Source organism: Corallococcus sp. CA054B, from assembly GCF_003611625.1.
GTDB classification, from domain to species: Bacteria; Myxococcota; Myxococcia; order Myxococcales; family Myxococcaceae; genus Corallococcus; species Corallococcus coralloides.
Window position 1 is genome coordinate 1 of sequence record NZ_RAVY01000050.1, and the last position, 12,935, is coordinate 12,935.

A 12,935-nucleotide genomic window follows, 5' to 3' on the forward strand; every position below is an offset into this window, starting at 1 on the left:
GGGTGGGGCTCACCTACGATTTGATTGAAAGACACCGGGACACCCAACCCTGGACGGTGTCGGTGGTGGTGCGCAGGACGTGGACGGACGCGGGGGCTCGCACGGACGTGTCCTTCGACGTGACGGTGCCGCTGGCGATGTTCTTTGGGACCCGGATTCCTGCTCCCAGGGTGGGAGGGGCGTCTTCGGAGTAGCCCCCGGGCGGACCCCGTACTATGGGAGGTCCACCATGAACTTCGAGCTGACCGACATCCAGCGCGAGATCCAGCGGCTGTGCCGCGAGTTCGCCGCCAAGGAGCTCATCCCCAACGCCCGCAAGTGGGACGAACAGCACGCGTGGCCCACGGACGCGGTGAAGAAGCTGGCGGAGCTGTCCCTGCTGGGCATCGCGGTGCCGGAGGAGTGGGGCGGCGCGGGCCTGGACAACGTCTGCTACGCCATCGCCATGGAGGAGATTTCGCGCGGCTGCGCCTCCACCGGCGTGATCATGAGCGTGAACAACTCGCTCTACTGCGACCCGGTGTCCAAGTTCGGCACCCCCGAGCAGAAGGAGCAGTTCCTCAAGCCCTTCGCCAGCGGCCAGAAGATCGGCTGCTTCGGCCTGACGGAGCCGGAGGCCGGCAGCGACGCCGCCGCCCAGAAGACCATCGCCGTGAAGCGCGGCGACGAGTACGTCATCAACGGCTCCAAGAACTGGATCACCAACGGCCCCAAGGCCGACGCCATCGTCCTCATCACGATGACGAACAAGGAAGCGGGCAACAAGGGCATCACCGCCTTCCTCGTGCCCACCGACACGCCGGGATTCACCCGCGCGGAGCCGGACAAGAAGATGGGCATCAGCGCCGCCTGGTCCTGCTCCATGTTCTTCGAGGACATGCGCGTCCCGGAGAAGTACCGCCTGGGCAAGGAGGGCGAGGGCTTCAAGGTCGCCATGTCCACGCTGGACGGCGGCCGCATCGGCATCGCGTCCCAGGCGCTGGGCATCGCGCGCGCGGCCTTCGAGGAGGCCGTCCGCTACTCCGGTGAGCGCAAGACGTTCGGCAAGCCCATCCGCGACCACCAGGCCATCCAGTTCATGATCGCGGACATGGCCATGGAGATCGACGCGGCCCGCCTGCTCGTGTGGCGCGCGGCGCTGATGAAGGACAAGGGCGTGCGCCACAGCCCGGAGAGCGCCATGGCCAAGCTCTACGCCAGCGAGATGGCCAGCCGCGTGGCCAACAAGGCCCTGCAGATCCACGGCGGCATGGGCTACAGCAAGGAGATGGACGCCGAGCGCCACGTGCGCGACGCGCGCATCACCGAAATCTACGAGGGGACGAGCGAGATCCAGCGCATCGTCATCTCCGCCAACCTGCTGAAGGAGTAGTCACCCGGCCATGAAGCGCGCGCTCCTCCCCGTGCTGTTCCTGTCCCTGGGCCTGGCGTCTCCGCTGGCGCTCGCCCAGGGCACGTCGAAGAAGAAGGCCGCGGCCACGTCCGCCCCCAAGGCTCCGGAGTCGGCCACGACGCCCGCGCCCAAGAAGGACGACGGGCTGGACGTCAGCAGGCTGCCCTTCACCCCGGACTCCATCCGCCAGGTGATCGCCCACCACATGCCTCGGATTCAGGAGTGCTACGAGGACCACATGGTGGAGAAGGACAAGAAGGTGGAGGGCCTCCTGCGCACCACCTTCACCATCACCGCCGAAGGCACCGTGCGCAGCGCGAAGATCGACAAGCACGGCAGCACGCTGAAGGACGCGGGCCTCAACGACTGCGTGGTGGCGGTGCTGTCGTCCATGGACTTCCCCAAGCCCCCGGACGGCCGCGACCACCCCATCGAGTACCCGTTCAACCTCAAGGCCATCGAGTAGCAGGACACCCGCGCCCGTGAACTTCGACCTCAGCGAGACCCAGACGCTCATCCGTGACACCGCTCGCAAGTTCGCCCGCGAGCGCGTGGCCCCGCACGCCCGCGCCGCGGACCGCGAAGAGCGCTTCGACCCGGAAGTCTTCAAGGCCCTGGCCGAAGTGGGCCTCCTGGGCGTGAACCTGCCGGGCAAGTACGGCGGCGCGGAGGCCGGCGTGGTGTCCTACGCGCTGGCCATGATGGAGATGGCCGCCGCGGACGCCTCCGTGTCCGTGGCCATGGCCGTCACCAACATGTGCGCGGAGCTCATCCACGCGGTGGGCACCGACGCGCAGCGGGAGAAGTACGTCACGCGCATCACCTCCGGTGAGGCCATCGTCGGCGCGTTCGCCCTGAGCGAGCCGCACGCGGGCTCCGACCCGGGCGCCATGCGCACCACCGCCGTGAAGCGCGGCGACACGTACGTGCTCAACGGCAGCAAGCAGTGGATCACCTCCGGCGCCTACGCGGGCGTCATCGTCGTGTGGGCCCGCACGGGCCAGGCCGGCAACAAGGGCCTGTCCTGCTTCATCGTGGAGGGCGGCGCCAAGGGCCTCCACGTGGGCAAGCACGAGGACAAGATGGGCCTGCGCGCGTCCAACACCGTGGGGCTCACCTTCGAGGACTGCGAAGTGCCGGCGGAGAACCTCCTGGGCAAGGAGGGCGACGGGTTCCGCCTGGCCATGATGGCGCTGGACGGCGGGCGCATTGGCATCGCGGCGCAGGCGTGCGGCACCGGCCGCGCGGCGCTGGAAGCGGCCGTGTCCTACACCAAGGACCGCAAGGCCTTTGGCCAGGCCGTGGCGGACCTCCAGGGCCCGCGCTTCATGATGGCGGACATGCGCACCCAGCTGGACGCCGCCGAGCTGCTCACCCTGCGCGCCGCCGCCCTCAAGGAGGCCGGCCAGCCGTTCACCCGCGAGGCCTCCATGGCGAAGCTCTTCGCCAGCGAGATGAGCAACAAGGTCGCGGACAAGGCCGTGCAACTGCACGGTGGCTACGGCTACATCGACGAGTTCCCGGTCGAGCGTTACTTCCGGGACGCACGCGTGCAGACCATCTACGAGGGCACCAGCGAGGTGCAGCGGATGGTCATCGCCCGGGAAACATTCCGGCGCGAGGGGTAGCGCTCCGTTTGTCCCACATGGGGCGAGCGGGCAGGGGGCACCGGCCGGGTAGGACAGATGCGGACCCGGCCGGGCGTTCATAGAACACGGATCACCACTTGGCGCCGTGCCCCGCTTGACTCCTGGAAACCCAGGTGTCTAGGGTGCGCGGCTTCCAACCAGCCTTGCGTTCCCATCCAGGGGACACCCGCGGTTTCCCGTCGCTCCCCGCAGGCGGCCGCGCACCCATTCAAACAGGGGGCAGTTGTACCGTTCCAAGGACTTCCCATTCATGCAGCAGAACGTGAACCAGCAGATCGACGGCGGTGACGAAGACTTCGCGGCGATGTTCGAGGCCTCGCTCAAGGAGCGTGGCGGCGACGGAATCCTGAAGGAAGGCGAGATCGTCAAGGGCACGGTCGTGCAGGTGACGAAGGATTTCGCGATCGTGGACATCGGCTACAAGTCCGAGGGACAGGTCCCGATCTCCGAGTTCACCAATCCCCGCGGGGAAGTCACCGTGAAGTCCGGTGACCCCGTCGAGGTCCTCCTGGAGAGCCGCGAGAACGACACCGGCATGGTCGTCCTCTCCAAGGAGAAGGCCGACAAGATGCGCATCTGGGACGAGATCTCCGCCGCTTGCGAGCGTGATGAGATCGTCAAGGGCACCATCGTCGGTCGCGTGAAGGGTGGCCTCTCCGTCGACATCGGCGTGAAGGCGTTCCTGCCCGGCTCCCAGGTCGACATCCGCCCTGTGCGCAACCTTGACCAGTACATCTCGAAGGAATTCGAGTTCAAGGTCATCAAGTTCAACAAGAAGCGCGGCAACATCGTCCTCTCTCGCCGCGTGCTGCTGGAGAAGCAGCGCGAGGAGATGAAGAAGGAGACCCTCAAGAACCTCAAGGAGGGTGCGGTCCTCAAGGGCGTGGTCAAGAACCTCACCGACTACGGCGCCTTCATCGACCTCGGCGGCATCGACGGCCTGCTGCACATCACCGACATGTCCTGGGGCCGCATCGGTCACCCCAGCGAGATGTTCAACGTCGGTGACGAAGTGCGCGTCGTCGTCCTCAAGTTCGACCCCGCGCAGGAGCGCGTCAGCCTGGGCCTCAAGCAGATCCAGGAGGACCCGTGGCACCGCGCCGACGAGAAGTACCCCGTCGGGACCCGCGTCGCCGGCAAGGTCGTGTCCATCACGGACTACGGCGCGTTCATCGAGATCGAGCAGGGCGTGGAGGGCCTGGTGCACGTGTCCGAGATGTCCTGGACCAAGCGCCTCAAGCACCCGTCCAAGATCCTGGAGGTCGGCCAGACGGTGGAGGCCGTCGTCCTCGACATTGATCCGAAGGCCAAGCGCATCGCGCTGAGCATGAAGCAGATCGAGCAGAACCCCTGGACGCTGCTCGAGGACAAGTACCCGATCGGCTCCGTCATCAAGGGCCAGATCCGCAACGTCACCGACTTCGGCGTGTTCGTCGGCGTCGAGGAGGGCGTGGACGGCCTGGTGCACGTGTCCGACATCTCCTGGACCCAGCGCATCAAGCACCCGGGCGAGATGTTCAAGAAGGGCGACGAGGTCGAGGCGGTGGTCCTCAACATCGACGTCGAGAACGAGCGCTTCAGCCTGGGCATCAAGCAGCTCCAGCCGGACCCCTGGGAGACGCTGTCCGAGCGCCTGCCGGTGGGCAGCCGCGTGAAGGGCAAGGTCACCAAGGTCACCGACTTCGGCGCGTTCGTGGAGATCGAGCCGGGCATCGAGGGCCTCGTCCACGTCTCCGAGCTGAAGGAAGAGCGCGTGGAGAACCCCCGCGACGTGGTGCAGGAGGGCCAGGAGGTCGAGGTCAAGCTCATCGACATCAACACCCCGGACCGCAAGGTGGCGCTGTCCATCAAGGCGCTCATCGGCGAGGGCGAGGACTACCGCGAGTACCTGCGCAAGCAGGCCGAGGGTTCCAAGGCCCGTCTGGGCGACGTGATGGCGAGCAAGCTGAAGAAGTAATCAGCCCCACGTCTTGAAGTGGATGGCGGCCGGGTTCCCCAGGGGGAGCCCGGCCGTTTCCATTTGATTCGCCCGAAACCGCCCGTGATAAGTCGCATCCAATCTTTCCCTGCGGTTCCCGGTTCCCCTCTCAAGGAGACAGTTCCATGGCTCGTGAAGTCGTCATCGTGGGCGCGGCCCGTACCCCCATCGGCTCCTTCCAGGGAGCGCTGTCCAAGCTCACCGCCCCGCAGCTGGGCGCCATCGCCATCAAGGCGGCGCTGGAGCGCGCGGGCGTGAAGCCGGAGGCCGTGCAGGAAGTCATCATGGGCAACGTCCTCCAGGCCGGCGTGGGCCAGGCGCCTGCCCGTCAGGCGGCCATCTTCGCGGGCATCCCGGAGTCCGTGCCGGCCGTCACCCTCAACAAGGTCTGTGGCTCCGGCCTCAAGACGGTCATCGCCGCGGCGCAGTCCATCGCGCTGGGTGACGCGGACGTCGTCGTCGCGGGCGGCATGGAGTCCATGTCCAACGCGCCCTACCTCAGCCACACCATGCGCGGCGGCTCGCGCATGGGGAACGTGGAGTTCAAGGACGCGATGATCCACGACGGCCTCTGGGACGTGTACGACAACGTCCACATGGGCATCTGCGCGGAGGCCTGTGCCACCTCGCAGGGCATCAGCCGCGCGCAGCAGGACGAGTTCGCGCTGGAGTCCACGCGCCGCGCCATCCAGGCCCAGAAGGAAGGCCTGTTCACCGCGGAGATCGTCCCCGTGCAGATCCCCGGCAAGAAGCCGGATGAGTTCACCACCGTCTCCGAGGACGAGGGCCCCAAGAACGCCAAGCCGGACAAGATCCCGGGCCTGAAGCCGGTGTTCAAGAAGGACGGCACCGTCACGGCCGCCAACGCGTCCTCCATCAACGACGGCGCCGCGGCGCTGGTGCTGATGAGCGAGGAGAAGGCGAAGGCCGAAGGCCGCACCATCCTGGGCCGCATCAAGGGCTACGCGCAGGCCGCCCGCAAGCCGGTGGAGTTCACCATCGCGCCGGCGGACGCCATCAACACGCTGCTCAAGAAGCAGAACGTGACGGCCAAGGACGTGGACCTCTGGGAGATCAACGAGGCCTTCTCCGTGGTGTCCATCGCCAACAACAAGATCCTCGGCCTGGAGCCGTCCAAGGTGAACGTGCGCGGCGGCGCGGTGGTGCTGGGCCACCCGATTGGCGCGTCCGGTGCTCGCGTGCTCGTCACGTTGCTCCAGACGATGAAGGACCAGGACAAGAAGCGCGGCGTGGCGTCGCTCTGCATCGGCGGCGGCGAAGGCATCGCGCTGATGGTCGAGCGCTAAAGGACACCGCCCGCATGAACAAGGTCTACGCGAGCGCGGATGAGGCGGTCGCCGACATCCCGGACAACATCACTCTCATGAGTGGTGGGTTCGGGCTGTGCGGCAACCCCGAGAACCTCATCACGGCCCTGCACAAGAAGAACGTGAAGGGCCTCACCATCATCTCCAACAACTGCGGCACCACGGAGCTGGGGCTGGGCATCCTCCTGCAGAACAAGCAGGTGAAGAAGATGGTCGCCAGCTACGTGGGGGAGAACAAGGAGTTCGAGCGGCAGTTCCTCTCCGGTGAGCTGGAGGTGGAGCTCAACCCGCAGGGCACGCTCGCGGAGCGCATCCGCGCCGGGGGCTGCGGCATTGGCGGGTTCTTCACGCCGACGGGCGCGGGCACCCAGGTGGCGGAGGGCAAGGAGACGCGCATGATCGACGGGCGCCTCCACGTCCTGGAGACGCCGCTGAAGGCCGACTTCGCCATCGTCCACGCCTACAAGGCGGACACCTGGGGCAACCTGGTGTTCCACAAGACGGCGCGGAACTTCACCCCCATGATGTGCATGGCCGCCAAGGTCACCATCGTGGAGGCGGAGCACATCGTGCAGCCGGGGGAGCTGGACCCGGATCAGGTGCACATCCCGAGCATCTTCGTGCACCGCATCGTGCAGGCGCAGAACCTCCAGAAGTGGATCGAGCGGCGGACCGTCCGCAAGAAGGCGTCCTGAGCCATGCCCCTGACTCGTGAACAGATCGCGCAGCGCATCGCCCAGGAGCTGAAGGACGGCTTCTACGTGAACCTGGGCATCGGCATCCCCACGCTCGTGCCCAACTACATCCCGCCCGGGGTGGAGGTGGTGCTCCAGTCGGAGAACGGCCTGCTCGGCATCGGGCCGTATCCGGAGGAGGGGAGCGAGGATCCGGATCTCATCAACGCGGGCAAGGAGACGGTGACGGTGGTGAAGGGCTCCGCCTTCTTCGACTCCGCGCTGTCCTTCGGGATGATCCGCGGCGGCCACATCGACCTGGCCGTGCTGGGCGCCATGGAGGTCAGCGAAGAGGGTGACCTGGCCAACTGGATGATCCCCGGCAAGATGGTGAAGGGCATGGGCGGCGCCATGGACCTGGCCGTGGGTGCCAAGCGCATCTACGTGGCCATGGAGCACGCCAACAAGGACGGGCAGCCCAAGATCCTGAAGAAGTGCTCGCTGCCGCTGACGGGCCTCAAGTGCGTGCACCACATCGTCACGGACCACGCCTTCATCGACGTGACGCCGGAGGGCCTGATCCTCCGCGAGCTGGCACCCGGACTGACGGTGGAACGGGTGCAGCAGCTCACCGAGCCGAAGCTGAAGATCGCGCCCGACCTGCGCGAGATGAAGTTCCAGGCCTGAAGTAGGGTGCTAGGGTGCGCTTCCGTTTCCCAGTGTGGGACGGAAGCCACCTTTCCCCGGGGAACGGAGCACCGCATGGCTGACACCTCGGAGAAGCCTGTTCCCGCGCCTCGCGCGCACCGCATCGACCATGAGCTGCCCGTGGCGTACCGCACGGTGGCGGGCTTCGTGACGGACTGGGCGGTGAACCTGTCGCGCGGCGGGCTCTACATCAACACGCCGCAGCCGTTGCCGGTGGGCACGGTGGTGCGCCTGTTGGTGTCGCTGCCGGGCGCCAGCTTCCCGGTGGACCTGTCCGGGAAGGTGACCCGCACCAACCCCCAGGGGACGCCGGGTTCCGAGGTGCCGGGGATGGCGGTGGAGTTCCTGGACGTTGACGACGAGAAGCGGTCGCGCATTGAAGCGTTCGTGGAGCGCCTGCGGGAAGCCCTGCCGGCGGACGAGCGTGGCAGCGCGACCCGGAAGTAGGGCGGCCCCACCCAGGCGGCCCCCTCGAGTGCGCCTGCGATGACGACGCTGCCCGAATCCCCCATTGAACTGACGATTGAACGGCTGGGCCAGCTGGGCGAAGGCGTGGCCCAGTGGGAGGGCCGCACCGTCTTCGTGCCCGGCGCCTTCCCCGGCGACACCGTGCGCGTGCGCCTGGAGTCCCAGGGCAAGGTCCTGCGCGGCCTGCTGGGCCAGGTGCTGACGGATGGGGCGGAGCGCGTGCCGTCGCGCTGCGTGTACTCCGACGCGTGCGGCGGCTGTGACTGGCTGGAGCTGTCCGTCCCGGCGCAGCGGTCCGCGAAGCAGGAGATCGTCCTCTCCACGCTGGAGCACCTGGGCCGCTTGAAGCGCTCGGCCTTCACCGTGCGGCCGTTGATGGTGGCGCCCAGGGACTGGGGCTACCGCCGCCGCGCGGTGCTGCACGGGGCGGGGAAGGGGGCGCTCGGCTACTTCGGCCGGCGCACGCACGAGCGCATCCCCGTGGACGTCTGCCCCGCGCTCACGCCCGTGCTCACGGCGCTGCCCGGGAAGCTGGCCCCGCTGCTCAAGCCGCTGGCCAAGGACACCGAGGAGGTGCTGCTCCTCGCCGAGGGTGACAAGGCCGCGTTCGCGGTGAACATGAGCGGCCCGGTGACGGCGCGGCACCTGGAGGCGGCGGAGGCGGCGGTCCGGGCCCTGCGGTTGGAGGGCGCGGTGCTGGTGCCGAAGGAAGGCTCGGCGCGGCTCATCGGCCGGCCGGTGCTGCGCTCGCTGTCCCCGCTGCGTCCCGAGGTGCCGGTGTACCTGCGGCCGGATGCGTTCGCGCAGGCGCACGCGGAGGCCAACGTGGGGCTCGTCACGGCGGCCCTGTGCGAGCTGGGCGCGAAGGAGACGGACTCCGTGCTGGAGCTGTACTCCGGCAACGGCAACTTCACGTTCCCCCTGGCAGGCACGGCCGGGTCGGTGCTGGGCGTGGAGTCGTCCCCGGTGGGCGTGGAGCTGGCGCAGCGGAGTGCTCGCGAGGGTGGGGTGGCCAACGTGCGCTTCGTCCAGGGCGACGCGCGCAAGGTGTGCGACGGGCTGGTGGCGGAGGGGCGTTCGTTCGACCTGTGCCTCGCGGATCCGCCTCGCGCCGGGGCTCCGGGCCTGGCGAAGTGGATGCGTGCGCTGAACGTGCGCAGGGTCGTCTACGTGGCGTGCGACCCGGCCTCGCTGGCGCGCGACGCGGCGGGGTTGGTGGACGCCGGTTACAAGCCCGTGGCGCTCCAGGTGGTGGACATGTTCCCGCAGACGCACCACGTGGAAGCGGTGATGTCCTTCGAACGGGGAGCCTGACGCGCCATGGACGCCCGCATCGTCGAGTTCGCCGAAGTGCTCCGCCAGAACGGCGTGCGCGTCAGCACGTCCGAGGTGCAGGACGCCCTGCGCGCCACCGCGGAGGTGGGCGTCCAGGACCGGGCGCTGTTCCGCTCCGTGCTGCGCACCACGCTGGTGAAGCGCGAGCTGGACGTGGAGACGTTCCGCCGCGCGTTCGACTTCTTCTTCTCCGGCGCGGCCAGCACGTTCGAGGCCATCGACAAGTCGCTGGCCAAGCAGCTGGAGGAAGAGGGCTACCTGGAAGGCGACCTGCTGAAGATGGTCATCTACCAGATGAACCTGCTGGCGCCGGAGATGTCCCCGCTCGCGCAGGCCATCCTCGCGGGCGACCGCGCTCGGCTGGCGCAGATCTTCCGTCAGGCGTCGCTCCAGCTGGACCTGGGGCAGCTGGAGAGCCCGCTGCAGACGGGGTTCTTCACGCGGCGGATGCTCGCGGGCGCGGGCATGGAGCGGGCGAGGTCCGACCTCAAGTCGATGGAGGACGAGCTGAAGGCTCGCGGGCTCCATGCCGAGGGCGTGGAGATCGTCTCGCGCCACGTGGCCGCGGCGATGCGCAAGATTGAAGACGCCGCTCGCGCGGAGGTGAAGCGTCAGTCCGAGGCTCGCATCCGCCGCCGCACGGACACCGTCACGGAGAAGCCGCTGCACCTGCTCACGCAGGAGGAGGTGGACCAGATGGAGGCCGCCGTCCGCACGCTGGCGGAGAAGCTCAAGAGCCGGATGATCCGCAAGCAGCGCTCGCACCGGCGCGGGTCGCTCCACGCCCAGCGCACGCTGCGCCGGAACATGCCCTGGGACGGCATCCCCATGGTGCCCGTGTTCCGCACCCGCCGGCCGGAGCGCCCGGAGCTGGTGGTGCTCTGCGACGTGTCCGACTCCGTGCGCAACGCGTCCCGGATGATGCTGCTGTTCATGCACACGCTACAGTCCCTGTTCGTGCGCGTGCGCTCGTACGTCTTCGTGTCCGACGTGGGCGAGGTGACGCAGTTCTTCAAGGACCTGGACGTGAGCGAGGCCATCGACGCGGCGACCGCCGGGCGCACCGTGTCCATGAGCTCCAACTCCAACTACGGCCGTGCGCTGGCGGACTTCACGCGCGACCACCTGGGCAGCATCACGCGCCGCACCACCGTGATGATCATTGGCGACGGCCGCAACAACTACAACGCGAGCAACGCCTGGGCCCTCAAGGACCTGAAGCGCAAGGCGAAGCGCGTGCTGTGGATCTGCCCCGAGGACCGGGGCAACTGGGGCATCGGCGACAGCGAGATGCTCACCTACGAGAAGCACTGCACCCAGGCCGTGGTCGTCACCTCCGTGTCGGACCTGGCCCGCATCGCGGAACAGCTCGTCCCCGTCTGAAAACCCCTTAGCCCCCGAGGAGCGCCCCCATGGCCCCGTCCTTCTTCGACGACTACCAGGACGTCCCCAACGTGGAGACCGGTCCGGCCTTCGACGCCGCCGACGACCGCACGCTGCGCATGGCGTCCCGGCCGGTGGACAAGGCGCTGCTCGACCAGCTGGTCCGCTACCAGGAGACCTTCCTGTCGCACGTGGAGGCGGACACCAGCCCGGAGGCCATGGCCGGCGCGGCGAAGGCGGCGCTGGAGACGAGCGGCCTGGACGTGAAGGCCGCGGAGTGGGGGAGCGCCGTCCTCCGGGCCTTTGGCGGCCGGCGGTGGACCGTGCAGCGGCTGCGCTCGAAGCTGACGGAGCTGGAGTCCCGCTCCGGGCCGGAGGTGGACGAGGTGAAGAAGCGCGTCCAGGACGAGCTGGTGAAGCAGGAGCGGGAGACGGACGCCCTGGGCCGGCGGTACGGCGTGGAGACGGTGGCCCTGCTCCGGGAGCGCGAGGCGGAGCTGGTGGCCCTGCACACCCGGCTCACGAAGGTGCTCAGCCGGGGATGACCCCGCGTGCCCGCCCGGTTGCATTCCGCGTCCGGGCGTTCCATAACGGCCCGTTTTCCTTCAAGGCCTACCCATGAAGCGCTACTTCATCCACACCTTCGGCTGCCAGATGAACGTCAACGACTCGCTCCGCATGAGCGAGGCGTTGTCGAAGATGTCCTACGTCCCCACGCCCGAGGCGGACAACGCGGACCTCATCATCCTCAACACCTGCTCCATCCGGGAGAAGGCCGAGGACAAGATGCTGTCCGCGCTGGGGCGCTACCGCGCCGTGAAGGCCAGCCGGGGCGCCATCCTGGGCGTGGGCGGCTGCGTCGCCCAGCAGGAGAAGGACAAGCTGCTCAAGAAGGTCCCGTACCTGGACTTCGTCTTCGGCCCGGACAACATCGCGAAGCTGCCGGAAGTCATCGCCCGCGTGCAGGACGCCCGCGAGCGCGTGGTGGAGACGGCCTTCGTGGACTCCGAGGAGTACGTCTTCCCGCGCGCCGACGCGGAGACGTCCCGAGGCAAGGTGACCGAGTTCGTCACCGTGATGAAGGGCTGCGACAACGTCTGCTCGTTCTGCATCGTCCCGCACACCCGTGGCCGCGAGGTGAGCCGCAACTTCCCGGACGTGCTCACCGAGGTCGCGGACCTGGCGGGCGTGGGCCTGCGTGAGGTCACGCTCATTGGCCAGAACGTCAACTCGTACCAGGGCGGCATCAGCTTCGCGCAGCTGCTCCTGCGCACGGCGGAGGTGCCGGGCATCGAGCGCGTGCGCTTCACCACGAGCCACCCGCACGACCTGTCGGACGAGCTGATCGAAGCCTTCCGCGTGCAGCCCAAGATCGCCCCGCACTTCCACCTGCCCGTGCAGTGCGGCAGCGACCGCATCCTGAAGATGATGCGCCGCGACTACACCGTCGAGCAGTACATGGAGCGGCTGGAGAAGCTGCGCGCCGCGCGCCCTGGCATCGCCATCACCACGGACATCATCGTGGGCTTCCCCGGTGAGACCGAGGAAGAGTTCGAGATGACGATGCAGCTCACCGAACGGGTGAAGTACGACAACCAGTTCTCCTTCGTGTACAGCCCGCGCCCCAAGACGGGCGCCGCGCTGCGCGAGAAGGACTGGGGCCCCATCCCGCACGAGGTGAAGGTGGCTCGGCTGGAGCGGCTGCAGAAGCTGCAACGGCGCATCAGCGGCGAGTACACCCAGGCGCAGGTAGGCCTGGACGTGGAGGTGCTGGTGGAAGGGCGCTCGCGCTACGACGCCACCAAGCGCTTCGGCCGCACGCCGGAGAACCGCACGGTGAACTTCGAGGGCGACGCTCCCGCGGGCTCCATCGTGAAGGTGCACGTGGAGCGCGCCACGCCCAACCAGCTCGCGGGCAAGCAGGTGGCGGTGCTCCAGGCCCCCACCGTGGCGCCGCCGGCGGTGGAGCTGCCCGTGCCGTTGCATGTCCCGGCGGAGGCCTGACGCTTCCGCCGCAGT

12 protein-coding genes and 1 pseudogene are annotated in these 12,935 nt (G+C 68.2%); all 13 read left to right on the forward strand.

Features of this window, described 5'->3' with window-relative positions; translation table 11 throughout:
• Positions 1-194: pseudogene (locus tag D7V80_RS15025) on the forward strand (hypothetical protein); the annotation flags it as partial.
• 35 nt (positions 195-229) lie between these two features.
• A complete protein-coding gene (locus D7V80_RS15030; protein ID WP_120588816.1) occupies positions 230-1,372 on the forward strand; it encodes an acyl-CoA dehydrogenase in 1,143 nt (380 codons plus the stop codon).
• A gap of 10 nt (positions 1,373-1,382) precedes the next feature.
• The gene (locus D7V80_RS15035; protein WP_120588817.1) at positions 1,383-1,859 is read left to right on the forward strand and encodes an AgmX/PglI C-terminal domain-containing protein; all 477 of its coding nucleotides are present in this window, start codon (positions 1,383-1,385) and stop codon (positions 1,857-1,859) included.
• Between the two features lie 16 nt (positions 1,860-1,875).
• Positions 1,876-3,021, forward strand: coding sequence for an acyl-CoA dehydrogenase family protein (locus tag D7V80_RS15040; RefSeq protein WP_120588818.1), 1,146 nt, complete (start codon positions 1,876-1,878; stop codon positions 3,019-3,021).
• A 271-nt stretch (positions 3,022-3,292) separates the two neighbouring features.
• Positions 3,293-4,999: a 30S ribosomal protein S1 gene (locus tag D7V80_RS15045; protein WP_120588828.1), complete on the forward strand. Its 1,707-nt coding sequence runs from the start codon at positions 3,293-3,295 to the stop codon at positions 4,997-4,999.
• Between the two features lie 146 nt (positions 5,000-5,145).
• Complete coding sequence (locus D7V80_RS15050) at positions 5,146-6,327, forward strand: acetyl-CoA C-acetyltransferase (protein WP_120588819.1); 1,182 nt, start codon at positions 5,146-5,148, stop codon at positions 6,325-6,327.
• Positions 6,328-6,341: 14 nt separating this feature from the next.
• Positions 6,342-7,043: a CoA transferase subunit A gene (locus D7V80_RS15055; RefSeq protein ID WP_120588820.1), complete on the forward strand. Its 702-nt coding sequence runs from the start codon at positions 6,342-6,344 to the stop codon at positions 7,041-7,043.
• Between the two features lie 3 nt (positions 7,044-7,046).
• Positions 7,047-7,709 carry a CoA transferase subunit B gene (locus D7V80_RS15060; RefSeq protein ID WP_120588821.1) on the forward strand — a complete coding sequence of 221 codons (663 nt, stop codon included), beginning with the start codon at positions 7,047-7,049 and terminating at the stop codon, positions 7,707-7,709.
• Between the two features lie 75 nt (positions 7,710-7,784).
• Positions 7,785-8,177: a TIGR02266 family protein gene (locus D7V80_RS15065; RefSeq protein WP_120563245.1), complete on the forward strand. Its 393-nt coding sequence runs from the start codon at positions 7,785-7,787 to the stop codon at positions 8,175-8,177.
• 39 nt (positions 8,178-8,216) lie between these two features.
• On the forward strand, positions 8,217-9,512 hold the full coding sequence (locus tag D7V80_RS15070; RefSeq protein ID WP_120588822.1) for a class I SAM-dependent RNA methyltransferase: 1,296 nt from the start codon (positions 8,217-8,219) through the stop codon (positions 9,510-9,512).
• Positions 9,513-9,518: 6 nt separating this feature from the next.
• Positions 9,519-10,916 carry a VWA domain-containing protein gene (locus tag D7V80_RS15075; protein ID WP_120588823.1) on the forward strand — a complete coding sequence of 466 codons (1,398 nt, stop codon included), beginning with the start codon at positions 9,519-9,521 and terminating at the stop codon, positions 10,914-10,916.
• 29 nt (positions 10,917-10,945) lie between these two features.
• Positions 10,946-11,461, forward strand: a complete 516-nt coding sequence (locus D7V80_RS15080) for a hypothetical protein (RefSeq protein ID WP_120588824.1) — start codon at positions 10,946-10,948, stop codon at positions 11,459-11,461.
• A gap of 73 nt (positions 11,462-11,534) precedes the next feature.
• A complete protein-coding gene (miaB, locus tag D7V80_RS15085) occupies positions 11,535-12,920 on the forward strand; it encodes a tRNA (N6-isopentenyl adenosine(37)-C2)-methylthiotransferase MiaB (RefSeq protein WP_120588825.1) in 1,386 nt (461 codons plus the stop codon).
• Positions 12,921-12,935 lie beyond the last annotated feature (15 nt).

Coding starts and splice junctions, on each gene's coding strand:
- D7V80_RS15030 (WP_120588816.1), top strand. CDS start 230: ATGAACTTCGAGCTGACCGACATCCAGCGCGAGATCCAGCGGCTGTGC.
- D7V80_RS15035 (WP_120588817.1), top strand. CDS start 1,383: ATGAAGCGCGCGCTCCTCCCCGTGCTGTTCCTGTCCCTGGGCCTGGCG.
- D7V80_RS15045 (WP_120588828.1), top strand. CDS start 3,293: ATGCAGCAGAACGTGAACCAGCAGATCGACGGCGGTGACGAAGACTTC.
- D7V80_RS15050 (WP_120588819.1), top strand. CDS start 5,146: ATGGCTCGTGAAGTCGTCATCGTGGGCGCGGCCCGTACCCCCATCGGC.
- D7V80_RS15055 (WP_120588820.1), top strand. CDS start 6,342: ATGAACAAGGTCTACGCGAGCGCGGATGAGGCGGTCGCCGACATCCCG.
- D7V80_RS15060 (WP_120588821.1), top strand. CDS start 7,047: ATGCCCCTGACTCGTGAACAGATCGCGCAGCGCATCGCCCAGGAGCTG.
- D7V80_RS15065 (WP_120563245.1), top strand. CDS start 7,785: ATGGCTGACACCTCGGAGAAGCCTGTTCCCGCGCCTCGCGCGCACCGC.
- D7V80_RS15070 (WP_120588822.1), top strand. CDS start 8,217: ATGACGACGCTGCCCGAATCCCCCATTGAACTGACGATTGAACGGCTG.
- D7V80_RS15075 (WP_120588823.1), top strand. CDS start 9,519: ATGGACGCCCGCATCGTCGAGTTCGCCGAAGTGCTCCGCCAGAACGGC.
- D7V80_RS15080 (WP_120588824.1), top strand. CDS start 10,946: ATGGCCCCGTCCTTCTTCGACGACTACCAGGACGTCCCCAACGTGGAG.
- miaB (WP_120588825.1), top strand. CDS start 11,535: ATGAAGCGCTACTTCATCCACACCTTCGGCTGCCAGATGAACGTCAAC.